The following is a 20,930-nucleotide window of genomic DNA, read 5'->3' on the forward strand; positions in this document are numbered from 1 at the left end:
CGTGCCCGGACGTCCACAGGCGGCGGGCGTACGTGTGATTGCGGCTCGCCGGGTCTGGTAGGACGTAAACGTGACCGAGCCGACCCGCGCCCCGCATCCCCAGGAGGCGCTCATCCCGGCGCCCCCGGCCGCCACGCAGCGGGCCGCCGAGCGGGCGCGGGGGACGGCTGAGCGGACGGGTGGGGGCGCGGCCTCGGGGCGGGCGCGGGCGGGCGCGTCCAAGGGCGCGCGCGAGGCGGCGCCGAACCTCCCCGTCGCCCGGGTCGTGGTGGACACGCCGCTGCCGCATCTCGACCGGCCCTTCGACTACCTCGTCCCCACGACGATGGACGCCGAGGCGGTGCCCGGCTGCCGGGTTCGCGTCCGCTTCGCCGGCCAGCTCGCCGACGGCTACCTGCTCGAACGGCTCCCCGAGAGCGAGCACGAGGGCCGGCTGTCCTTCCTGGAACGGGTGATCTCCCCGGAGCCCGTCCTCACCCCCGACATCGCGCGGCTGGCCCGCGCCGTGGCCGACCGGTACGCCGGCACCATGTCGGACGTCCTGCGCCTGGCCGTTCCGCCGCGGCACGCCCGGGTCGAGGCCGAGGCGAGAACCCCCGCGCGCCGGGCGGCGTCCCCCGGCGCCGGCGCCGACGGCGACGCCTGGAGGGCCTACCCGGCGGGCGCCTCCTTCCTGGAGGCGCTGGCCGAGGGCAGGGCGCCGCGCGCCGTGTGGACGGCCCTGCCCGGCACGGACGCGGGCGGGCCGTCGTGGCCGCACGCCATCGCGGCCGCCGCGCGGGCGACGCTGGACGGCGGCCGCGGCGTCGTCGTGGTGGTGCCCGACGGCAAGGACGTGGCGCTGGTGACCGCGGCCCTGGGAGAGACGCCGCACGTGGCGATCACGGCGGACCTCGGTCCCGCGGAGCGCTACCGGCGCTGGCTCAAGGCGTTGCGCGGCGAGATCGGGATCGTGGTGGGCAACCGCCCCGCGGCGTACGCGCCGGTGGCCCGCCTGGGGCTGGCGGTCGTCTGGGACGACGGCGACGACCTGCACGCCGAGCGCCACGCGCCCTACCCGCACACGCGGGAGGTCCTCGGTCTGCGCGCGCACCAGGCCGGGGCGGGCCTGCTCGTCGGCGGCTACGCGCGCACCGCCGAGGCCACGGCGCTCGTCGAGACGGGCTGGGCGGCCCCGCTCGTCCCCGACCGGGCGGAGCTCAGGGCCCGCGCGCCCCGGGTGCGCCCGGCGGGCGACGACGCGGAGCTGGCCCGCGACCAGGCGGCCAGGGCGGCCCGCCTGCCCAGCCTCGCCTGGCGGGCGCTGCGGGAGGGGCTGGAGCACGGTCCTGTGCTCGTCCAGGTGCCGCGCAGGGGCTACCTGCCCGCGCTGGCGTGCCGCCACTGCCGCGCCCCCGCCCGCTGCTCGGGCCTGCCGCCGGTGCGGCCGGCCCCGGCGGCAGGGGCCGCCTCGCGAGACGCGGCGCCCGGCGGCGGCAGGGCACGGATGCTCGCGGAACCCGTGCTCGCAGAACCCGTGCTCGCGGAACCCACGGCCACGGGACCGGTGTGCTCGGGCCCGCTCGCGCTGCGCGGCGGGCACGCTGTGCCGTACTGCCGCTGGTGCGGCCGGATCGCGGGCGACTGGCGCTGCCCGTCCTGCGGCGGGACCGGCGTGCGCGCCGTCATCGTGGGCGCGCGGCGCACCGCCGAGGAGCTGGGGCGGGCCTTTCCTTCTGTGGCCGTGCGCACCAGCGGGCGCGACGGCGTGCTCGCGACGGTGAGCGGCGCCCCCGCGCTGGTCGTGGCGACGCCCGGGGCCGAGCCGGTGCCGGACGGCGGCTACGCGGCCGCCGTGCTGCTCGACGGATGGGCGCTGCTGGGCCGCCCCGACCTGCGCGCGGCCGAGGAGGCGCTGCGGCGCTGGACGAACGCCGCCGCACTGCTGCGACCGGCGGGGGAGCTGGTCGTCCTGGCCGACGCCGCGGTGCCCGCCGTGCAGGCCCTGCTGCGCTGGGACCCCGTCACGTTCGCCGAACGCGAGCTCGACGAGCGGGCCGAGCTGGGCTTCCCCCCGGCCGTGCGGATGGCGACGCTGACGGGCCCGGCCGCGGCGGTCAGGGAGACGCTGGCGGGCGCCGTGCTGCCCATGGGGGCGCAGGTGCTGGGGCCGGTGCCGGTGGAGGGCGGGCTGGAACGGGCCATGGTCCGGGTGCCGCGCCACCTCGGGTCCGCGCTGGCGCGCGCGCTCAAGGGCGCCTCCGGTGTGCGCTCCGCGCGCAAGGCGCCTGACGTGGTACGTGTGAACATTGATCCGCTCGACCTCATCTGACCGATTCGCCTCGCACAAAGCGAGCCGTTAGCGTGCCTCTGTGTCGATCGAATGGGTGAACCGGGCCATCGACGGCCTGCGTGCCTGGGGGCGCGAGCGGAACGTCGAGGTCGACGTCGACGAGGTGCGTCTGCTGTGCGACTACGCCAGCGACTACCTGGAGGTGAACGAACTGGGCGATTTCCGGCCGGGCGCCTTCGAGGAGCTCCTGCTGGAAATCTACCCACGCAAGGTCATCGCGCCGCCGGAGAGCGCGCCGGAGACGGTCGCCGCGGCGCGGACACTGGTCGAGTTCCTGCTGGACACGGGCGAGATCGGCAGCAAGACGGCCGCCCGGATGCGGGAGACCATCGACCGCATCGAGCCGGAGATGCCGCGGGCGCTCGCCGACACGTCCAAGTTCGGCATGGCCAAGAGCCTGTTCAGCGCCATCGGGCCCGATTCCCTTGAGCTCGACGCGGCCCAGGCCGCGCGGGCCCAGGGTGCGGGGGCCCAGGGCGCGGCGGACGGCGACGACTGCGACTGCCCCGGCTGCGCGCCCCTGCCGCCCGTACGGCTCGCGCCGCGCGAGGAGGTGGCGCGGGCCGTGCGCGGGGTGCCGCTGCTGCGCGACGCCCACCGGGTGGTGACGTGGCTGGTGGAGGGCGGCCGCACGGTGACGACGCGCCGGTCGCTGCGGGTCAGGGACGCGCGGGCGTGCACGGCCGAGCTCGGCGTCGAGTACCCCGAGCCGGCGTGGCGTCTCGCGCTCGACCTGGGCCTGGCCCGGCTCGACGGCACCGCCGTCGTGGTCGCGGAGGACTTCCGCGAGCTGGACGCGCGCGGTGAGGAGGAACTGCTCGACCTGTGGCGGGCGGCGCTGGAGTTCCTCGTCGAGAGGTCCGTGCCGCTCACCGGGGAGGCGGTGGTGGACGAGGGGATGTCCCAGATCCACGACCTGCTCTACCGGTTGCAGTCGCCCGTCCCGGTGGACGCGCTCGCCGACTACCTGCGCGAGGTGGCCGCCGGGCGGCCGGTCGGGAGGCTGGACGAGGCGCTGACCGCTCTGGCGTACGCGGGAACGGTCCAGCGGACCGAGGACGGCCTGGCCCTGACCCCGCACGCCCTGTGGGGTCTGCGGGAGCTGTACGCCGGCATGGGTCTCGACGCGCCGCTCGCGCCCGCCCCGGCCGAGGGCGACGCGAGCGGGCTGATCGCCGGCCTGATCGGCGACGGCACGGCCGACGAGGCGGCCGAGCGGGACATCGCCGAATGGCTGTCGCGGCGCACCCCCGAGCAGGCCGCGTCGGAGCTGCTCGCCGCCGTGGCCGGTGCCCCGGCGGAGGTGCGCGGGGTCGCCGTGACCATCGTGGACCGGCTGGGCGTCGAGGCGGCGCCGGTCGTGCGGTCCTACCTGGACGACGCCGAGCTGCGCCCGCACGCCATCCACTGGCTGTCCTCACGGGGCCTGGACGCGCCCGCGCTCACCCCCGAGGAGGTCCTGTGGGTGAGCGTCGACATGCTCGCGCTCGCGCTGCCCGCCGCCGAGGCCGACCCGGAGGGCTTCGCGGAGAACATCGCGGCCTCGGGGCCGCCCGCCCATCTGATCGAGGACATGTGGCGGGTGGACCACCCCGACGTGGTCGAGGTTCTCGAGCTGCTCGGCAGCACGCTGCCGGACCAGGCGGCCGCCAAAGCCGCCCGGAAAGCGGCCTTCAAGGCTCGTTCGCGGGGCATCAGGTGACTGCTGTGCAGTAAGTTGCTGGAATGGCCGACAGCGACGTGCTCACCTTCCCGCCGGTCGACATCGCCCCCGACGAGCAGCTCGTCCACGCGGTGCGGGAGGTCCCGCTCGTACGGGACGCCCGCCGCATCGCCGAGTGGGTCGTGGCCCGATGCGCGGCCTCCCCCCGGGGTGTGTGCGAGGTCACCGAGCAGGGGCTGCCGCACCCCGCCGAGGCCGAGGCGCTCGTCGCCGAACTGGGCCTGGAGGCCGGCAGGCTGCGCCTGCTGTGGGTGGTCGCGGTCAACGGCCGTCTCGTGGAGGTCACCCGGCAGGGCGCCCGCCCCGGGCCCGGCGTGCCCGACCCCATGGAGTTCTGGGACGGCGTGGTCATGGACGTGCTCGACCGGACCGAGGAGGGCCTGACCGGGTCGGCCGTCATCGACGAGCACCTCACCGAGATCCTCGCGACGATCTACTCGGTGCGTGAGGGCATGCCGCTCGCCGCCCTGGCCGGCGGCATCCTCCAGGCCCACGAGGTGGGCTGCGAGGCGCGGCCGGCGGACCTGCGGCGGCTGCGGATGACCCTGCCGGGGGAGCTCGCGGCGGCGATGGCGCTGCTGGAGTACTGCGGGCTGATCGAGCTGACCGGCGAGCTCGTCCGGCTCACCCAGCCGGGCGTGTGGGCCGTGCGCCGCGACCTGCTCAGGGAGGGCCACGACGCGCCGTCGCTCGGCGAGGTGGCCGCGCTCGCCGAGCTGGGCGCCGCCGACCTCATCGACGCCATGCTGACCGGCCGGGCCTCCGCCAGCGCCGCCACGCTGTGGCTGGAGCGCCGGGTGCCGGAGGACGCGGCGCGCGAGCTCATCAAGATCGCCGCGTCGGGCAACGCCGCCCAGCGCGGCACCGCCGGGACCGTTCTGGAGGAGCTGGGCCCGGAGGCCGCGCAGGCCGTACGGGAGGCCCTGGACGAGCCCATGATGTGGCGCTACGCCGCGGCCTGGCTGGGCGTGCGCGACCTGGAGGCGCCGGCCCTCGGCGAGGGCGACGGGGCCTGGGTGGCGGTGGACACCCTCGCCGCCCTGCTCTACATCGGCGCCCCGGTCGACTCGGTGGCCCATTTCGACCTCCTCGGGGAGGACCTGCTCACGCTGGTGCCCGAGATGGGCCGGGCCGACCACCCCGACGCCCTCGCGGTGCTGGAGATGCTCGGCAGGCACCATCCCGATCCGCTGATCGCGAAGACCGCCAGGAAGACGGCGATGAAGGTGCGTTCACGCCCGTAGACTGGGGTGATCCTCCTCGTGTACGTGACGTGAACGGAGCCAACCCTTGGCCATTCAGCCGATCCGCCTGTTCGGCGACCCGGTGCTGCGCACCCCGGCCGAGCCGGTGGTCGACTTCGACAAGGAACTGCGCAAGCTCGTCAAGGACCTGACCGACACGATGATGGACGCGCCGGGCGCCGGCCTGGCCGCGCCGCAGATCGGCGTCGGCCTGCGCGTGTTCACCTACTACGTGGACGAGCAGCTCGGGCACCTCATCAACCCCGATCTCGACCTCGGCGGCGAGACGGACGAGGAGGGCGAGGAGGGCTGCCTGTCCTTCCCCGGCCTGTCCTTCCCGACGCCTCGCGCGATCAGGGCGGTGGCCAAGGGCTTCAACATGTACGGCGAGCCGGTGACGCTCGAGGGCACCGACCTCATGGCGCGCTGTTTCCAGCACGAGACCGACCACCTGGACGGCGTGCTGTTCATCGACCGGCTGGACCCCAAGCAGCGCAAGCTCGCCATGAAGGCGATCCGCGAGGCCGAGTGGAGCGGCCTGTCGGCGCCGGTGGTGAAGATCTCGCCGCACGCCACGCAGGGAAGGGCTCTGTAGTGCGCCTGGTCTTCGCCGGCACGCCCGACACCGCGCTCCCGTCGCTGCGCGCCCTGCTCGACTCGCCCCGTCACGAGGTGGCGGCCGTGGTCACGCGGCCGGACGCGCAGTCCGGCCGGGGGCGCAAGGTCCACCCCAGCCCGGTGGCCCAGCTCGCCGAGGAGTCGGGGATCGAGGTGCTCAAACCGGCGAAGGCCGGGGACCCCGAGTTCCTCGACCGGCTGAGGGCGATCGGCCCCGACTGCTGCCCGGTGGTCGCGTACGGCGCCCTGCTGCCGCAGCCGGCGCTCGACATCCCCCCGCAGGGGTGGATCAACCTGCACTTCTCGGTGCTGCCCGCCTGGCGCGGCGCGGCGCCCGTGCAGCACGCCGTGCTGCACGGCGACGACGTCACCGGCGCCTCGACCTTCCGCATCGTGAAGGAGCTGGACGCGGGTCCCGTGTTCGGCGTGCTCACCGAGCAGATCCGCCCGGACGACACCAGCGGCGTGCTGCTGGCCCGGCTCGCGGAGGCCGGCGCGGGCCTGCTGCTGGCCACGCTCGACGGCGTCGAGGACGGCACGCTTGAGGCGCGTCCGCAGCCCGCGGACGGCGTCAGCCTGGCCCCGAAGATCACGGTCGAGGACGCCAGGATCGACTGGGCCACGCCCGCGATGCGGGTGGACCGGCTGGTGCGGGCCTGCACCCCGGCTCCCGGCGCATGGGCCGAGTTCCGCGGCCAGCGGGTCAAGATCGGCCCGGTCCGGCTCGCGCCCGACGCCGGCAAGCTCGCTCCCGGAGAGATCGCGGCCACGCGCAAGGCCGTCCTCGTCGGGACCGGCACCCACCCCGTGGAGCTCGGCGAGGTGCAGCCGCAGGGCAAGCGGCAGATGACGGCGGCCGAGTGGGGCCGCGGCGTCCGGTTCGCGGACGGTGAGACCCTGGTCTGAAGGGCCCTGTCCGCCGCGATCCCGGCCCCGGCGCCGTGCCGGGAGGACGGCATGGCGGACGGCGGAGAGCGGAGCCGTGAAGGCGGCGGATCAGCGAGTGGCAGGGTCGAGGGCGGCAGGGTCGAGGGTGACACCGTGAAGCAGGGCAGAGGTCAGGGCGGCGGCGCGCGGCGCGGCCAGGGGAGCGGCCAGGGCGGCGGCCCGGGTGGCGGTGCAGGGCAGGCCCGCCCGGGACGCGGCGGCAGAGCGGGCCACGGAGGGCAGACCGCGCACGCGGCGAAGGCCGGGCAGCCGAGGCAGGGCCGCGGCCGCCCGCCCCGCGACGAGGCGCGCAACGCCGCCTACGACCTGATGCGGGCCGTCGACGAGCGTGACGCGTACGCCAACCTGCTCATGCCGACCCTGCTGCGGCAGCGGCGTATCACCGGACGCGACGCGGCCCTCGCCACCGAGCTGGCGTACGGCACGCTGCGCGGCCTCGGGACCTACGACGAGGTCATCGCCGCGTGCAGCGACCGGCCGCCGGAGGAGGTGGACCCGCCGCTGCTCGACGCGGTGCGCCTCGGCGTCCACCAGCTTCTGCGCACGCGGATCCCGCCCCACGCGGCGGTCAGCGCCACCATCGACCTCGTACGGCTGCGCGTCGGGCCTGGCCCGTCCCGCTACGCCAACGCGGTGCTGCGCAAGGTCGCGGGCCGCACGCTGGAGCAGTGGCTGGAGATCGTCGCCCCGCCGCGCGCGCAGGACCCGGTCGGCAACCTGTCGGTCACCTACAGCCACCCGCGCTGGATCGTCACCGCCCTGCGCGACGCCGTGGGCGGGGACGTGGACGAGACGGCCGCGCTGCTGGAGGCCGACAACGAGCGGCCCCGCGTGGCGCTGGTGGCGCGGCCGGGCCGGGCCACGGTGGAGGAACTGATCGCGGCCGGGGCCGAGTCGGCCGCCTACTCGCCGTACGCGGCCTATCTGCCGGAGGGCGACCCGGGGTCCATCCTCGCGGTGGGGGAGGCGCGGGCCGCGGTGCAGGACGAGGCCAGCCAGCTCGTCGCGCTCGCACTGACCCGTGTGCCGCTCGACCGGGATGCCACGTGGCTGGACATGTGCGCGGGCCCCGGCGGGAAGGCCGGGCTGCTCGACGCGGTGGCGACCGAGCGGGGCGCCCGGCTGCTCGGCGCCGACGTGCAGTATCACCGCGCCCGGCTGGTCTGGGGCACCACCCGCGAGGCGAAGGTGATCACGGCGGACGGCACTCGGCCCGCCTGGCGGCCCGGCGCGTTCGACCGGGTGATGCTCGACGCCCCCTGCACCGGGCTCGGCGCCCTGCGCAGGCGGCCGGAGGCCCGCTGGCGGCGCGATCCCCGCGGCATTCCCGAGCTCACCGCGCTGCAGCGGCGGCTGCTCGACTCGGCGCTGGAGGCCGTCCGCCCGGGCGGCGTCGTGGCGTACGTGACCTGCTCGCCGCACCTGGCGGAGACCCGGGCGGTGGTGGAGGACGTGCGCGACCGGGTCGAGGTGCTGGACGCCCGCGCGTTCCTGCCCGAGGTGCCCGGCCTGGGCGACGGCCCGTACGCGCAGTTCTGGCCGCACCGGCACGGCACGGACGCGATGTTCCTGGCGCTGCTGCGCCGCCTCTAGACGAGTGACCCGGACTCCGGGCCTGGATAAGGGACACGCCGGCGCGGCCGGCGGCCGTTGCCGTGGTGCGGTCAGGAGACCGGTGCGCCCGCGCCGCCGGGGAGGGGCGGGACGGACGCCCGGGCGAAATAGACTGCAGGGACTATGGCCGTTCAGATCTCGCCCAGCATCCTGTCCGCGGACTTCGCGCGCCTCGCCGACGAGGCCGCCCGAGTGGAGAACGTCGCGGACTGGCTCCACGTCGACGTGATGGACTACCAGTTCGTGCCCAACCTGACGCTCGGACTGCCGGTCGTCGAGTCGCTGCTCAAGGCGACCTCGACGCCGATCGACTGCCACCTGATGATCCAGGACCCGGACCGGTGGGCGCCGGACTACGCCGAGGCGGGAGCGGCCAGCGTCACGATCCACGCCGAGGCGGCCAAGGCCGCCGTGCGCACGCTCCGGGCGATCCGCGCCGCGGGGGCGAGGGCCGGCCTGGCGCTGAACCCGGCGACCGCCGTCGAGGGGTACGAGGACCTGCTGCCCGAGATCGACATGATGCTCGTCATGACCGTCGAGCCGGGCTTCGGCGGGCAGCGCTTCCTCGACATCGTGCTGCCGAAGCTGGCGCGGGCCCGGGCGCTGATCGACAAGCACGGCGGCGAGGTGTGGCTGCAGGTGGACGGCGGCGTCTCGGCGGAGACGATCGAGCGCTGCGCCGAGGCCGGGGCCGACGTCTTCGTGGCGGGCAACGCCGTCTACGGCGCCGACGACCCCGCCCGCGCCGTCGCGGAGCTGCGGAGCCTCGCCGAGCGGGCCACCCCGCCCGCCTGAGCGGAACGCTCCGCCGCTGTCCGGGCCGATCCGTCCCTTCAGACAAGCCGCCCGGCCGTGTCGTACGGCACGGCCGGGCGAGGCGAGCGCCCGATCGGGGCTCACTCAGCGGGCTCGCTCACCGGGCTCGCTCACCGGGGGCTGCGAACCCCCGGGGCTGCGAACCCCGGCGGCTCGCGTCAGGCGAGGGCGGGGTCGAGGACCACGTCCTCGCCCTGCGTGGTGGGCGCCTCGGGGAAATGGCAGGCGGTCAGGTGACCCTCGCGGTTGCCGCTGAGCCGCACCAGCGGAGGCACCTCCGTGGCGCACTTGTCCTGGGCCTTCCAGCACCGCGTGCGGAACCGGCAGCCGGACGGCGGGTTGATCGGCGAGGGCACGTCGCCCGCCAGGCGGATGCGCTCGCGCGGCTCGCTCGACACGTCCGGCTCGGGCACGGCCGACAGCAGGGCGTGGGTGTACGGATGCCGGGGCCGCTCGTAGATCGACTGGCGGTCGCCGATCTCGACGATCTTGCCGAGATACATGACGGCGACGCGCTGGGAGAAGTGCCGTACGACGGCGAGGTCGTGCGCGATGAACAGGAACGCGATGCCGAGGTCGCGCTGCAGTTCCTGCAGCAGGTTGACCACCTGGGCCTGGATGGAGACGTCCAGCGCCGACACCGGCTCGTCGGCGATGATGAGCTTGGGGCCGAGCGCCAGGGCCCGGGCGATCCCGATGCGCTGCCGCTGGCCGCCGGAGAACTCGTGCGGGAAGCGGTTGTAGTGCTCGGGGTTGAGGCCGACGATCTCCAGCAGCTCCTGGACCCGCTTCTGGCGGCCGCCGGACGGGTTGATGTCGTTGACCTCCATCGGCCCGCGGATGATCGTGCCCACGGTCTGGCGGGGGTTGAGCGAGCTGTAGGGGTCCTGGAAGATCATTTGGATCTCGGGCCGGATCGGCTTGAGCTTCTTGCGCGAGCTGTGGCTGATGTCCTGCCCGCGGTAGAGGATCTCGCCCGAGGTGGGTTCGAGCAGGCGGGCCGCCAGGCGGCCGGTGGTGGACTTGCCGCAGCCCGACTCGCCCACCAGTCCGACGGTCTCGCCCGCGCCGACTGCGAGGTCGATGCCGTCCACCGCATGGACGGCCCCGACCTGACGCTTGATCAGCGCGCCGCCCCGCACGGGGAAGTGCTTGACCAGCCCCTTGAGCTCCAGCAGCGTCTCGTTCATGCGCGGTCCTCGGTCTTCGCGGTGCGGAGTTCCCTCTTCTGCTCGAGGGTGAGGTAGCAGGCGTCGCCGTGCCCGGTCTCGGGGGAGATCGACGGCCGCTGGTGGAAGCACAGCTCCGGCCCGGCGAGCTTCGGGTAGTCGCATCGCGGGTGGAACGGGCAGCCGGACGGCGGGTTCAGCAGGCTCGGGGGAGTGCCGCGCACCGGTTTCAGCGGGACGTCCACGGACGAGTTCAGGCGCGGCATCGACGACAGCAGGCCCCAGGTGTAGGGGTGGCGCGGCTCGCGCAGCACCTCGCGGACGGTGCCGCGCTCGGCCGCCCGGCCGGCGTACATCACCAGGACGTTGTCGGCGGTGCCCGCCACGACGCCGAGGTCGTGGGTGATCAGGATGATCGCGGTGCCGAACTGCTGCTGAAGCTCCTTGAGCAGGTCGAGGATCTGCGCCTGCACGGTCACGTCGAGCGCGGTCGTCGGCTCGTCGGCGATGAGCAGGTCGGGGTCGCACACCAGCGCCATCGCGATCATCGCGCGCTGCCGCATACCGCCGGAGAACTCGTGCGGGTAGTGGTCCACCCGCGTCTCCGGCTGGGGGATGCCCACGCGCCGGAGCATCTCGACGGCCCGGTCGCGGGCCTCCTTCTTGCTCGCGCCCTTGTGCTTGCGGTAGACCTCGCCGATCTGCCGGCCGATCGTGTGGAACGGCGACAGCGCGGTCAGCGGGTCCTGGAAGATCATCGCGACGCGGTTGCCGCGGAGTTTCTCCATCGTGCCGCGGTCCGCCGAGATCAGCTCCTGGTCCTCCAGCCAGATCTCCCCGCCGATCTTCGTGTGGGCGGGGTCGTGCAGGCCGAGGATGGCGAGGTTGGTCACCGACTTGCCCGATCCGGACTCGCCGACGATGCCGAGCGTGGTGCCCTTCTCCAGATCGAAGGACAGGCCGTCGACGGCGTGCACGATGCCGTCCTCGGTGCTGAACTCGACGCTCAGGTCGCGGACGGACAGGAACGGCCCGGGGCCGCGCGAGGTCCCCTGCTCGCCGCTCCACGACACGGTGGTCACTTGCTGCTCCAGTTCCCGGTTCGACTTGGTTGGGCGTTCGACGTGATAGGGCGCGCTCAGCTCAGGCGGACCCGCGGGTCGATGAACGCGTAGAGCACGTCCACGACGATGTTCAGCAGGACGATCGCCGCCGCGCCCACGATGGTCACGCCGAGCAGCATCGGCAGGTCGGTGTTCTGCACGGCGCGTACGGCCAGCTCGCCGATGCCGTGGAGGCTGAACGTCTGCTCGGTGATGATCGCGCCGCCCAGCAGCGTGGCGAGGTCGACACCGAAGATCGTGATGATGGGGATCATCGCGCCGCGCCACGCGAAGCGGAAGAACACCGTCCGGCTCGACATGCCCTTGGCGCGCGCCGTGCGGACGTAGTCCTCGGCGAGCTGCTCGACCATCTGCGAGCGGGTCATGCGCGTGTAGTTGGCGGTGAAGATGATCGACAGCACCACCCACGGCAGCATCAGGTGGGTGAACCAGTCCAGCGGGTTCTCGGTGATCGGCACGTAGGACGGGCGCGGGATCAGCTGCATGGTGTCCACCAGGTAGAACGCCAGCAGCGGCCCGACGAAGTAGATCTGGAGCGAGGCCCCGATGACCGACGAGGAGCTGGCGATCTTGTCGAGCGGCTGCCCGACCTTCCAGGCGGCGATCATGCCGGTGAGGATGCCGAACGCCAGGATGACCACCGAGGCGCCGAGGGTGAGCGACAGCGTCACCGGGAAACGGTCGACGATGGCGCTGAAGACGGGCTCCTGGGTGGCGAAGGAGTAGCCGAGGCAGGGCGCCGGGCACGAGCCGAACTGGACGAACTCCCGGCCCGCGAAGATGCCGACCAGCCAGTGCCAGTACTGCACGAACAGCGGCTCGTCCATGCCCAGGTTGTGCCGGATCAGCGCCAGCGTCTCGGGCTGGCAGATCTTGCCGCAGAACGCCCTGGCGGGGTCACGCGGCACGGCGTAGAAGAGGTAGAACGTGATCGCGCTGATGATGATCAGGATCACGAGGGCGCCGGCGACGCGGCGTACCAGATAGCTGGTCATGGTCTCGCACTTGCTCCTGCGGGCGGGACGGGCCGGGGGCCCGCCGCCCCGCGGAGGGGCGGCGGACCCGGGTTGCTGCTACTTGACGTAGATGTCGAGCGCCGACTGCTCGCCCTCGATCGGGTCGAACTTCACCCCGCCGAGGCCCGAGCCGTACAGGCCGAAGTACGTCTGGTAGTACTCCGGCACGATCGCGGCCTGGTCCATGATCTGCCGATCGATCGCGGCCCACGCCTTGCCCGCCTCGGCGGCGTCGGTGATCGCGTTGGCCTTGTCGATGGCGTCGTTGATCTCCGGCACGTTGAGGTGCGTGTAGTTCGGCGCGTTGTCCGAGATCAGGCGGCCGTCGTACTGCGGCTGGATCGCGGTCGAGCCGGTCGGCCAGTCGGCCGCCCAGCCACCCCAGTAGATGTCGTACTTGTTGTCCACCGGGCCGATGGCGTCGTAGTAGGTGCCCGCGTTCAGCGGCTTGGCCACGACCTTGAAGCCGGCCTTGGTGAGCGCCTCCTTGATGGCGACGGTGACCTTCTCCTGGGTCGGCGTCTGGTTGTAGGCGTAGACCACCGTCGGGTTCGGGTTGCCCGACTTGGCGAGCAGCGCCTTGGCCGCCTCGGGGTCGCCCTCGGGCTTGGCCAGCTTGCCGTACAGGTCGAAGGCCTCGTAGCCGAGGACCGTCGGGCTCATGACGGTCGTGGCGATCTTGCCGGTGTTGATTTCGCCGCCGCCGATCTGCTGGATCTGCTTGGACGGCCACGCCGTGATGATCGCCTTGCGGACGTTGACGTCGGTGATCCGCTTGGTGTTGATGTTGTAGAAGGTGGTGAACGGCGTCAGGCCCTGCACCGACCGCTTCATCACCTCGGCGTTGCCCAGCACCTCCTGGACCCGCTCGGGGGCGACCGCGTTGTGGAAGGTGAACGCGTTCTTGTCGTTGCCGGCGTCGGCCAGGAAGCGCTCGGTGGACTGCTGGGACTGGATCCCGAACTCCATGTGGAACTTGTCCGGGTAGGCGTGCCGGATCGGGTCGGTGTTCGGGTCCCAGTTCTCGTTGCGCTCCAGGTCCATCGACTTGTCCGTGATGTGGCTCACGATCTTGTAAGGACCCGAGGAGAACGGCTGCTTGTCGTACTTCTGCTTGGTGTCGTGGGCCTTGGGCACGGCGCCGTAGCCGGTCATGGCCACGGTGAAGTTGAAGTCCGGGTGCGCGCCGTTGAGGTGGAAGACCACGGTCTTGTCGTCCGGAGTCTCGATCGAGTCGAGCTCCTTGCCGTCGTACGGGCCCTTGTACTGGTCGCGGAACGGCTTCTTCGGGTCCGGGACCAGCCACGTCTCGGCGTAGTCCGGGCCCTCGGTGATGAAGTCGGCGAACAGGCGCTCAAAGCTGTACTTGATGTCACCGGAGGTGATCGGCGAGCCGTCCTGCCACTTCAAGCCGTCCTTGAGCGTGAACTTCCACGTCTTGCCGCCGTCGGTGGTGGTGCCGGTGTCGGTGGCCAGGTCGCCGACCAGCTTGATGTTGCCCGAGTCGTCGTGCTTGTAGGCGGTGAGCTGTCGGGTGAACAGGTGGGACACCGAGGAGTTGTAGTTCAGGTAGACGCGGCCCGGGTCCAGGTGGCTGAAGTCGTCCCGGTCGATCATGTAGACGGTGCCGCCGGACTTGGCGCCCGGCACCTCCGGGGCGGGGCCCTTGGAGTCGTCGGCGGTGCCGACCGCGATCGCGCTGACGGCCTTGTTCTCCAGCGGCTTCTGCGAAGTTCCCGCGGCGCCCTGGGGCGCCCCGCCGCCCCCGCCCTTGGCGCAGCCGGCCAGGGCCAGCGCGCCTGCCGCGAGCACGGCCGTCATCGAGGCGATCCGCCTGCTATGCGATCTCATGTGGTCCTTCCTATGGGGGTGCGCGCTCACGGAGTCAGCGCTTGGTGCGTGGGTCGAAGGCGTCGCGGATGGAGTCCCCGAGCAGGTTGAAGGCGACGACGAAGATCAGCATCGACACGCCGGGGAACAGGAGGTAGGTCACGTCGGAGTGGTAGACGTTCGCGCCCACCTGGAACATCCGGCCCCAGTCAGGGGTGGGCTCGGTCATGCCGACGCCGAGGAAGCCGAGGCCCGCCTCCGCGCCGACGTAGAGCGGGAGCGCGAGCGTGGCCTGGATGATGATCGGCGTCCAGAGGTTGGGCAGCAGTTCCTTGAAGATCACCCGCGCCGGCGAGGCGCCGGTGACGCGGGCGGCCTCCACGAACTCGCGCGCCCGCAGCGACAGCACCTGCGCGCGCAGCAGGCGGGCGATCGTGGCCCAGCCGAGGACGGTGAGGACGACGCAGATGGACACGTACCGCAGCCAGACCGGCGTCTCCTCCTCGGGCAGCACGAACGCCGCCTCGACGACCGGCAGGAAGACGATCAGGAAGAGCTGCGAGGGGAAGGCGAGCAGCGTGTCGATGACCCGCCCGATCACGTAGTCGGTCTTGCCGCCGACGTAGCCCGAGGTGATGCCCATCACGATGCCGATGACCGTGGATATCACGGTCACGATGACCGCGATGCTCAGCGAGGTGCGGATGCCGTACACGAGCTGCATGAACACGTCGCGGCCCAGACCCGGCTCCAGGCCGAACCAGAAGTCGCCGCTAATGCCGCCGTTTGGCGCGATGGGATAGCCGAACTCGTTGAGCAGGCCGGGCTGGTTCTGGCCGTACGTGGTGTACGGGTCCTTGCCGTACAACGCGCCGATCACGGGAGCCAGCAGCGCGATCAGGAAGAACGCGAGCACGATGATCGCCGAGACCACGCCCGTCTTGTCGCGCCGGAAACGGCGCCACATGAGCTGGCCGGGCGAGCGGCCGACGACGGCGGAACCGGAACCGGCCGTGCCCGCGGTGTCCGCGGACTCCGCGGCGGCGTCGGTCGCGGTCGAGGAGGGGAACGTCATGGTGCGGTGCTCCCGGATGGACCATTAACGAGCGGAAGAGATCCGACTATAGGGAACCCTGGCAACTAATTTTGCGGGGGTCAATCACTTCAGGCGGGTAGTTCGTCACTTGCCTGCTTCGTTGTGCAAAGTAAATCACCTTGTGTCCTGCGACCGCATTGACCTCGGTATACGCGGCGAGGAACACTACTTATTACACAAATGCTTTTGTGTCACAGCTTTGTGACACAACTCGCACATGGCTGAGACCAACCACTTCTGGTAAGCGTGTGCCGCAGATCACCACAAACCCTCCCTAGGGCAACGAGCCGGGCACGGCTACACTGACGGGTAGCAGAGCAGCGTGCTCCGGGGTCGGTGTAATTCCGAACCGGCGGTGACACCCCTGTCCCCAGGGGTGACAGTCCGCGACCCGGCCGAAGCCATCGGCCGGTGGACCTGGTGAGATTCCAGGACCGACGGTGAAAGTCCGGATGGGAGGAAGCGCGCGAACGGGCGGCCGTCGTGCCGCCGGACGGCCGTGTGGCCGCGCCGGCAGCGAGGCTGTCCGTGCGGGTGATGCGAGGCCGCATCCCGAACGATCCCCGGGGCCCGCCGTAGACAACGGCGAGAGGAAGACCGGGGTGACCTCAGGGGACATCCTTCACATGCGGCGCGCGATCGCGCTCGCCGCCCGGGGCCTGGGCGGCACCAGCCCCAATCCCGTCGTCGGCTGTGTGATCCTCGACCCGTCGGGCGAGGTCGCGGGAGAGGGCTTCCACGCCTACGCCGGCGGCCCGCACGCCGAGGTCGTGGCGCTACGCGAGGCCGGCGAACGGGCCAGGGGCGGCACGGCCTACGTGACGCTGGAGCCCTGCAACCACACCGGCAGGACCGGCCCCTGCTCCACCGCCCTCCTGGAGGCGGGCGTGGCCCGGGTCGTCGTCGCCGTCTCCGACCCCAACCCGAAGGCCGCGGGCGGCGCCGCCGTCCTGCGGCGGCACGGCGTCCTCGTGGACGAGGGCGTGCTGACCGCCGAGGCCGAGGAGGTCAACGCCGCCTGGCTGACCTTCGTGCGGGCCGGCAGGCCGTACGTGACCTGGAAGTTCGCCGCCACCGTGGACGGCCGCTCGGCGGCCGAGGACGGCACCAGCCAGTGGATCACCTCGCCCGAGGCCAGGGCCGACGTGCACCGCCTGCGGGCCGGGAGCGACGCCGTCGTCGCCGGCATCGGCACCGTGCTCGCGGACGACCCCCGGCTGACCGCCCGCGTCCCCACGCCCCTGCGCGCGGCGCCCGTGCTTCGGGTGGTCGTGGATCCGGGCGCCCGCACTCCGGCCGCCGCCCGCGTCCTTGACAGCGAGGCCCCGACGCTGGTCGCCGTGGCCGAGGACGCGACCGTCCCCGCCCACCTGTCCCACCACGCCGTACGGCTCCCGCGCGGGCCCGGCGGGATCGACCTGCCCGCCCTCCTGGCCGAGCTGCACGACAGGCAGGTCGTGAGCGTGCTGATCGAAGGCGGGCCCACCCTCGCCGGCGCCTTCCTCCGGGAAGGCCTGGTCGACCGGGTCGTCGGCTACCTCGCCCCGGCGCTGCTGGGCGCTGGGGCGGCCGCGCTCGGCCCCGCGGGCGTCTCGACGATCACCGAGATCCACCGGCTGGAGTTCGCCGAAGTCACCCCCGTCGGACCGGACCTCAAGCTGGTCCTGCGTCCGAAGTCCCCTGGTCCGCAGTCCGCTGTGCGCCCGCGGTCCACTGTGCGTCCGCAGTCCCCTAAGGAGAGCTGAATGTTCACCGGAATCGTCGAGGAGCTCGGCGAGGTCGTGGCGCTCGAGCCGCGGGGCGACTCCGCGCGCCTCACGGTGCGTGGCCCGGTCGTCACCGCCGACGCCCGGCACGGCGACTCGATCGCCGTCAACGGCGTCTGCCTCACCGTGGCCGGCGCCGCTGAGGGGGACTCCTTCACCGCCGACGTGATGAAGGAGACCCTCGACCGGTCCTCGCTCGGGGCCCTGCGCCCCGGCTCGCGGGTCAACCTGGAGCGGGCCGTACGGGCCGACCAACGGCTCGGCGGGCACATCGTGCAGGGCCACGTGGACGGGACCGGGGAGGTGCTGTCGCGCGAGCCCGGGGAGCACTGGGAGGTCGTGCGGCTCTCGCTGCCCGCGAACCTCGCCCGGTACGTGGTGGAGAAGGGCTCGATCGCGGTCGACGGCGTCAGCCTCACCGTGGCCGCGGTGACGGACGACTCCTTCTCCGTCAGCCTGATCCCCACCACCCTCGAACTCACCACGCTCGGCCGCAAGCAGCCGGGCGAGCCGGTCAACCTCGAGGTCGACGTGATCGCCAAGTACGTCGAGAAGCTCACCGCCGCGACCGCCAAGGGGGCGGTGGCATGAGCTGGACCGAGGCGGCGGCCTTCTACGTGTTCGGCAAGCCCGTGCTGTGGACCGACCTGGTGGGCAACGTGTGCGCGCTCGGCACGGTCTGGCTCGCGATCAGGAGAACGATCTGGACCTGGCCGGTGCAGCTGCTCGGGTCGGTGCTGCTGTTCGTGGCGTCGGTCAGCGCGCACATCACCGGCAACGCGCTCAAGCAGGCGCTGTTCGGAATCCTGGCGGTCTACGGCTGGGTGAAGTGGTCGCGCGGCACGCGCGGCGGCGCGGAGCTGCCGATCCGCTCGGCGCGCGCCGGGGAGCGCGCGGCGCTCGTGGGCGTCATGGTCGCCGGGACGGTCGCGGTCGCGCTGCTGTTCACCTTCCTCAACTCCCGTGGCTGGAACATCTCCTGGGCGCCGTGGCCGGACGCCTACATCTTCGTCGGCAGCGCGGTGGCGACCTGGGCGCAGGGCAAGGCGCTGGTCGACTTCTGGGTCATCTGGGTCGCCGTGGACCTCGTCGGGGTGCCGCTGGCGTTCAACTCCGGGCTGGTGGTCTCCGGCCTCGTGTACGGGTTGTTCTTCGTGATGGTGTTGATCGGGTTCCGCGGCTGGCTGCGGCAGTCGCGCGAGTTGCGGGCGGTGACCGCATGAGTGTGATCAGGCTGGACCCGATCGAGCGGGCCGTCAACGACATCGGGGACGGCAGGCCCGTCGTGGTGGTGGACAACGAGAACCGCGAGAACGAGGGCGACCTCATCTTCGCGGCGTCGAAGGCCACGCCCGAACTGGTCGCCTTCATGATCCGCTACACGAGCGGCGTCATCTGCGTGGGCATGGAGGGCGCCACGCTCGACCGGCTCGGCCTGCCGCTGATGGTGCAGGACAACCGCGAGCGCCTGCGCACCGCCTACACGATCAGCGTGGACGCCAGGGACGGGGTGACGACGGGCATCTCCGCCGCCGACCGGGCCAAGACGATCAGGACGCTGTGCGACTCGGCCACCGAGCCGTACGAGCTGGTCCGGCCGGGGCACATCTTCCCGCTGCGCTATCGGGAGGGCGGCGTGCTGGCGCGGCCGGGGCACACCGAGGCGTCGGTGGACCTCGCCAGGCTCGCCGGGCTGACCCCGGCCGGGGCGCTCGCCGAGATCGTCAACGACGACGGCACGATGGCCCGCCTGCCCCGCCTGCGGGAGTTCGCCGACGAGCACGACCTCGCGCTGGTGTCGATCGAGCAGCTCATCGAGCACCGCCGCAGGTCCGAGCGGATGGTCACCCGGGTGGCCGAGACGCGCATCCCCAACCGGTACGGCGTCTGGCGCGCGTACGGCTACGCCAGCGCGCTCGACGGCGGCGAGCACCTCGCGCTGGTGTACGGCGACATCGAGGACGGCGAGAACGTGCTCGTCCGGGCGCACTCGGAGTGCCTCACCGGCGACGTGCTCGGCTCGCTGCGCTGCGACTGCGGCGTGCAGCTCGACACCGCCATGCGCATGATCGCGGAGAACGGGCGCGGCGTGATCGTGTACCTGCGCGGCCACGAGGGGCGGGGGATCGGCCTGCTGGCCAAGCTGCGGGCCTACAACCTGCAGGACAACGGCAGCGACACCGTCGACGCCAACCTGGAGCTGGGGCTGCCGGTGGACGCCAGGGAGTTCTCCAACGCCGGGCAGATGCTCGCCGACCTCGGCGTGAAGTCGGTGCGGCTGCTGACCAACAACCCGGCCAAGGTGCGGGGCATGGACGGGTACGGCATCAAGGTCCTGGGCCGCGAGGCCATGCCGGTGGCGATGAACCCGTACAACGAGAGGTATCTGACCGCCAAGCGCGACCGGCTCGGCCACGAGATCTCGGGCGGCGTCCCCCGCGACATCCACGGCGAACACTTCGGCAAGGAGGCTTCATGAGCGAGCGAAGCGAGCGAATCAGTGAACACGGCGCGATCCGCTCATGCGGCTCCGAGCCGTCAGGCGAGGAGGGCGCATGAGCGGTGAGGGACGGCCGGACGCGGCGGCGGTGGACGCGGGCGGGCTGACCGTCGGCATCGTCGCCGCCCGGTGGCACGAGAAGATCACCGACCAGTTGCTCGCGCGGGCGGAGCGGGCGGCGCGGGACAGCGGCGCGGCCGTGGTCACGGCCCGGGTGGCCGGGTCGCTGGAGATCCCGGTGGTCGCGCAGGCCCTGGCCCGGCGCTGCGACGCCGTCGTCGCGCTCGGGGTGGTGATCCGGGGGGAGACGGCCCACTTCGACTACGTGTGCGACTCGGTGACCGCGGGCCTGACCAGGGTCTCGCTCGACGAGTCGACCCCGGTGGGCAACGGGGTGCTGACCTGTGACACCCTTGATCAAGCGGTCGAGCGGTCCGGTGTGCCGGGCAGCAAGGAGGACAAGGGGTACGAGGCGACGGTCGCCGCCCTGGAGACCGCGCTCCTCCTTCGCGGCCTCGCCGGCTGACCTCGCCCGAACCTCGTAGCCGCAGCCCTCGCATCCGCAGCGCCGAGCCGGGAAGACTTGATTGGTGATCACGCAGTATCCGCCCGCGGCCCCGCAGGCCGGGCACGCCGTACGCCGCCGCGCCATGCCTCGCGGGGGGCGTCATGCCTGAGAGCGCGCCGCCGCTGCCCGTCACCTGGCGGCCCCGCGTCACGACGATCATCGCGTACGGCATGGGGGCGGTGATGGTGATCGGCTCGATCCTGCTGGCCTTCGGCCTGCCGGAGCAGTTCAAGCTCCCCGATCGGCTGGGCATGGTCGCCTTCGGCGTGGCGGTGGCGTGCGTGCTGCACCTGCTCGGCCGCCTGCGGGTGCGGGCGGACGAGAAGGGGATCACGGTGGTGAACCCGCTGCGGGTCCACCACTTCGAGTGGGCCGAGGTGCTGGACGTCACCATGGTGGAGGGCGACCCCTGGCCCAAGCTGGACCTCGCCAACGGGCTCAGCCTGGGCGCGATGGGCATCCAGAGCACCGAGCGGGAACGTTCGCGCCGCGCGGTGGCCCAGCTCACCGCCCTCATCCGCGAACGCGGCGAGGCCCCCGACCGCCTGTGACGGCGGCGGGGGCCC

General features: G+C 72.7%; 18 protein-coding genes and 1 riboswitch. Of the genes, 13 read left to right on the plus strand and 5 right to left on the minus strand.

Annotated elements, in window-relative coordinates; translation table 11 throughout:
* The first annotated feature begins 70 nt into the window (after positions 1 to 70).
* From IL992_RS08890 to rpe, 7 genes are all read left to right on the plus strand, one after another.
* The gene (locus IL992_RS08890) at positions 71 to 2,311 is read left to right on the plus strand and encodes a primosomal protein N' (RefSeq protein ID WP_193202836.1); all 2,241 of its coding nucleotides are present in this window, start codon (positions 71 to 73) and stop codon (positions 2,309 to 2,311) included.
* Positions 2,312 to 2,351: 40 nt separating this feature from the next.
* Positions 2,352 to 4,034, plus strand: coding sequence for a hypothetical protein (locus IL992_RS08895; RefSeq protein ID WP_193202837.1), 1,683 nt, complete (start codon positions 2,352 to 2,354; stop codon positions 4,032 to 4,034).
* Between the two features lie 23 nt (positions 4,035 to 4,057).
* The gene (locus IL992_RS08900; protein WP_193202838.1) at positions 4,058 to 5,299 is read left to right on the plus strand and encodes a hypothetical protein; all 1,242 of its coding nucleotides are present in this window, start codon (positions 4,058 to 4,060) and stop codon (positions 5,297 to 5,299) included.
* A 46-nt stretch (positions 5,300 to 5,345) separates the two neighbouring features.
* On the plus strand, positions 5,346 to 5,894 hold the full coding sequence (gene def / locus IL992_RS08905) for a peptide deformylase (protein ID WP_193202839.1): 549 nt from the start codon (positions 5,346 to 5,348) through the stop codon (positions 5,892 to 5,894).
* Positions 5,894 to 6,823 (plus strand): methionyl-tRNA formyltransferase, encoded by a 930-nt coding sequence (gene fmt / locus IL992_RS08910; protein WP_193202840.1) that lies wholly within the window; start codon positions 5,894 to 5,896, stop codon positions 6,821 to 6,823. The genes def and fmt overlap by 1 nt, the downstream gene beginning before the upstream one ends.
* 135 nt (positions 6,824 to 6,958) lie before the next feature.
* Entirely contained in the window at positions 6,959 to 8,458 is a 1,500-nt protein-coding gene (locus IL992_RS08915; RefSeq protein WP_193202841.1) for an RsmB/NOP family class I SAM-dependent RNA methyltransferase, read from the plus strand.
* A 144-nt stretch (positions 8,459 to 8,602) separates the two neighbouring features.
* The gene (gene rpe / locus IL992_RS08920; protein WP_193202842.1) at positions 8,603 to 9,274 is read left to right on the plus strand and encodes a ribulose-phosphate 3-epimerase; all 672 of its coding nucleotides are present in this window, start codon (positions 8,603 to 8,605) and stop codon (positions 9,272 to 9,274) included.
* Positions 9,275 to 9,453: 179 nt separating this feature from the next.
* Here the strand turns inward: rpe and IL992_RS08925 are convergent, their stop codons facing one another.
* The 5 genes from IL992_RS08925 to IL992_RS08945 all read right to left on the minus strand — a co-directional run bounded on the left by IL992_RS08925 (position 9,454) and on the right by IL992_RS08945 (position 15,509).
* The gene (locus IL992_RS08925; protein ID WP_193202843.1) at positions 9,454 to 10,485 is read right to left on the minus strand and encodes an ABC transporter ATP-binding protein; all 1,032 of its coding nucleotides are present in this window, start codon (positions 10,483 to 10,485) and stop codon (positions 9,454 to 9,456) included.
* Positions 10,482 to 11,546: an ABC transporter ATP-binding protein gene (locus tag IL992_RS08930; RefSeq protein WP_319018437.1), complete on the minus strand. Its 1,065-nt coding sequence runs from the start codon at positions 11,544 to 11,546 to the stop codon at positions 10,482 to 10,484. The genes IL992_RS08925 and IL992_RS08930 overlap by 4 nt, the downstream gene beginning before the upstream one ends.
* Before the next feature lie 56 nt (positions 11,547 to 11,602).
* Positions 11,603 to 12,583, minus strand: a complete 981-nt coding sequence (locus IL992_RS08935) for an ABC transporter permease (RefSeq protein ID WP_193202844.1) — start codon at positions 12,581 to 12,583, stop codon at positions 11,603 to 11,605.
* Between the two features lie 78 nt (positions 12,584 to 12,661).
* Entirely contained in the window at positions 12,662 to 14,455 is a 1,794-nt protein-coding gene (locus IL992_RS08940) for an ABC transporter substrate-binding protein (RefSeq protein WP_193202845.1), read from the minus strand.
* A 34-nt stretch (positions 14,456 to 14,489) separates the two neighbouring features.
* The gene (locus tag IL992_RS08945; RefSeq protein WP_193202846.1) at positions 14,490 to 15,509 is read right to left on the minus strand and encodes an ABC transporter permease; all 1,020 of its coding nucleotides are present in this window, start codon (positions 15,507 to 15,509) and stop codon (positions 14,490 to 14,492) included.
* Between the two features lie 339 nt (positions 15,510 to 15,848).
* A riboswitch (FMN riboswitch) is annotated at positions 15,849 to 16,000 on the plus strand.
* A 132-nt stretch (positions 16,001 to 16,132) separates the two neighbouring features.
* On the opposite strand from IL992_RS08945, the gene ribD reads away from it, so the two are divergent.
* The 6 genes from ribD to IL992_RS08975 all read left to right on the plus strand — a co-directional run bounded on the left by ribD (position 16,133) and on the right by IL992_RS08975 (position 20,915).
* The gene (gene ribD / locus IL992_RS08950; RefSeq protein WP_319018438.1) at positions 16,133 to 17,275 is read left to right on the plus strand and encodes a bifunctional diaminohydroxyphosphoribosylaminopyrimidine deaminase/5-amino-6-(5-phosphoribosylamino)uracil reductase RibD; all 1,143 of its coding nucleotides are present in this window, start codon (positions 16,133 to 16,135) and stop codon (positions 17,273 to 17,275) included.
* Positions 17,276 to 17,887 carry a riboflavin synthase gene (locus tag IL992_RS08955; protein WP_193202847.1) on the plus strand — a complete coding sequence of 204 codons (612 nt, stop codon included), beginning with the start codon at positions 17,276 to 17,278 and terminating at the stop codon, positions 17,885 to 17,887.
* Positions 17,884 to 18,519 (plus strand): nicotinamide mononucleotide transporter family protein, encoded by a 636-nt coding sequence (locus tag IL992_RS08960; protein WP_193202848.1) that lies wholly within the window; start codon positions 17,884 to 17,886, stop codon positions 18,517 to 18,519. Before IL992_RS08955 ends, IL992_RS08960 begins: the two co-directional genes overlap by 4 nt.
* Positions 18,516 to 19,775 (plus strand): bifunctional 3,4-dihydroxy-2-butanone-4-phosphate synthase/GTP cyclohydrolase II, encoded by a 1,260-nt coding sequence (locus tag IL992_RS08965; protein ID WP_193202849.1) that lies wholly within the window; start codon positions 18,516 to 18,518, stop codon positions 19,773 to 19,775. Before IL992_RS08960 ends, IL992_RS08965 begins: the two co-directional genes overlap by 4 nt.
* A gap of 76 nt (positions 19,776 to 19,851) precedes the next feature.
* Positions 19,852 to 20,322, plus strand: coding sequence for a 6,7-dimethyl-8-ribityllumazine synthase (ribH, locus tag IL992_RS08970; RefSeq protein ID WP_193202850.1), 471 nt, complete (start codon positions 19,852 to 19,854; stop codon positions 20,320 to 20,322).
* Positions 20,323 to 20,465: 143 nt separating this feature from the next.
* Positions 20,466 to 20,915 (plus strand): PH domain-containing protein, encoded by a 450-nt coding sequence (locus IL992_RS08975; RefSeq protein WP_193202851.1) that lies wholly within the window; start codon positions 20,466 to 20,468, stop codon positions 20,913 to 20,915.
* The last annotated feature ends 15 nt before the right edge of the window (positions 20,916 to 20,930 follow it).

It is taken from the genome of Microbispora sitophila, from assembly GCF_014892245.1.
GTDB classification, from domain to species: Bacteria; Actinomycetota; Actinomycetes; order Streptosporangiales; family Streptosporangiaceae; genus Microbispora; species Microbispora siamensis.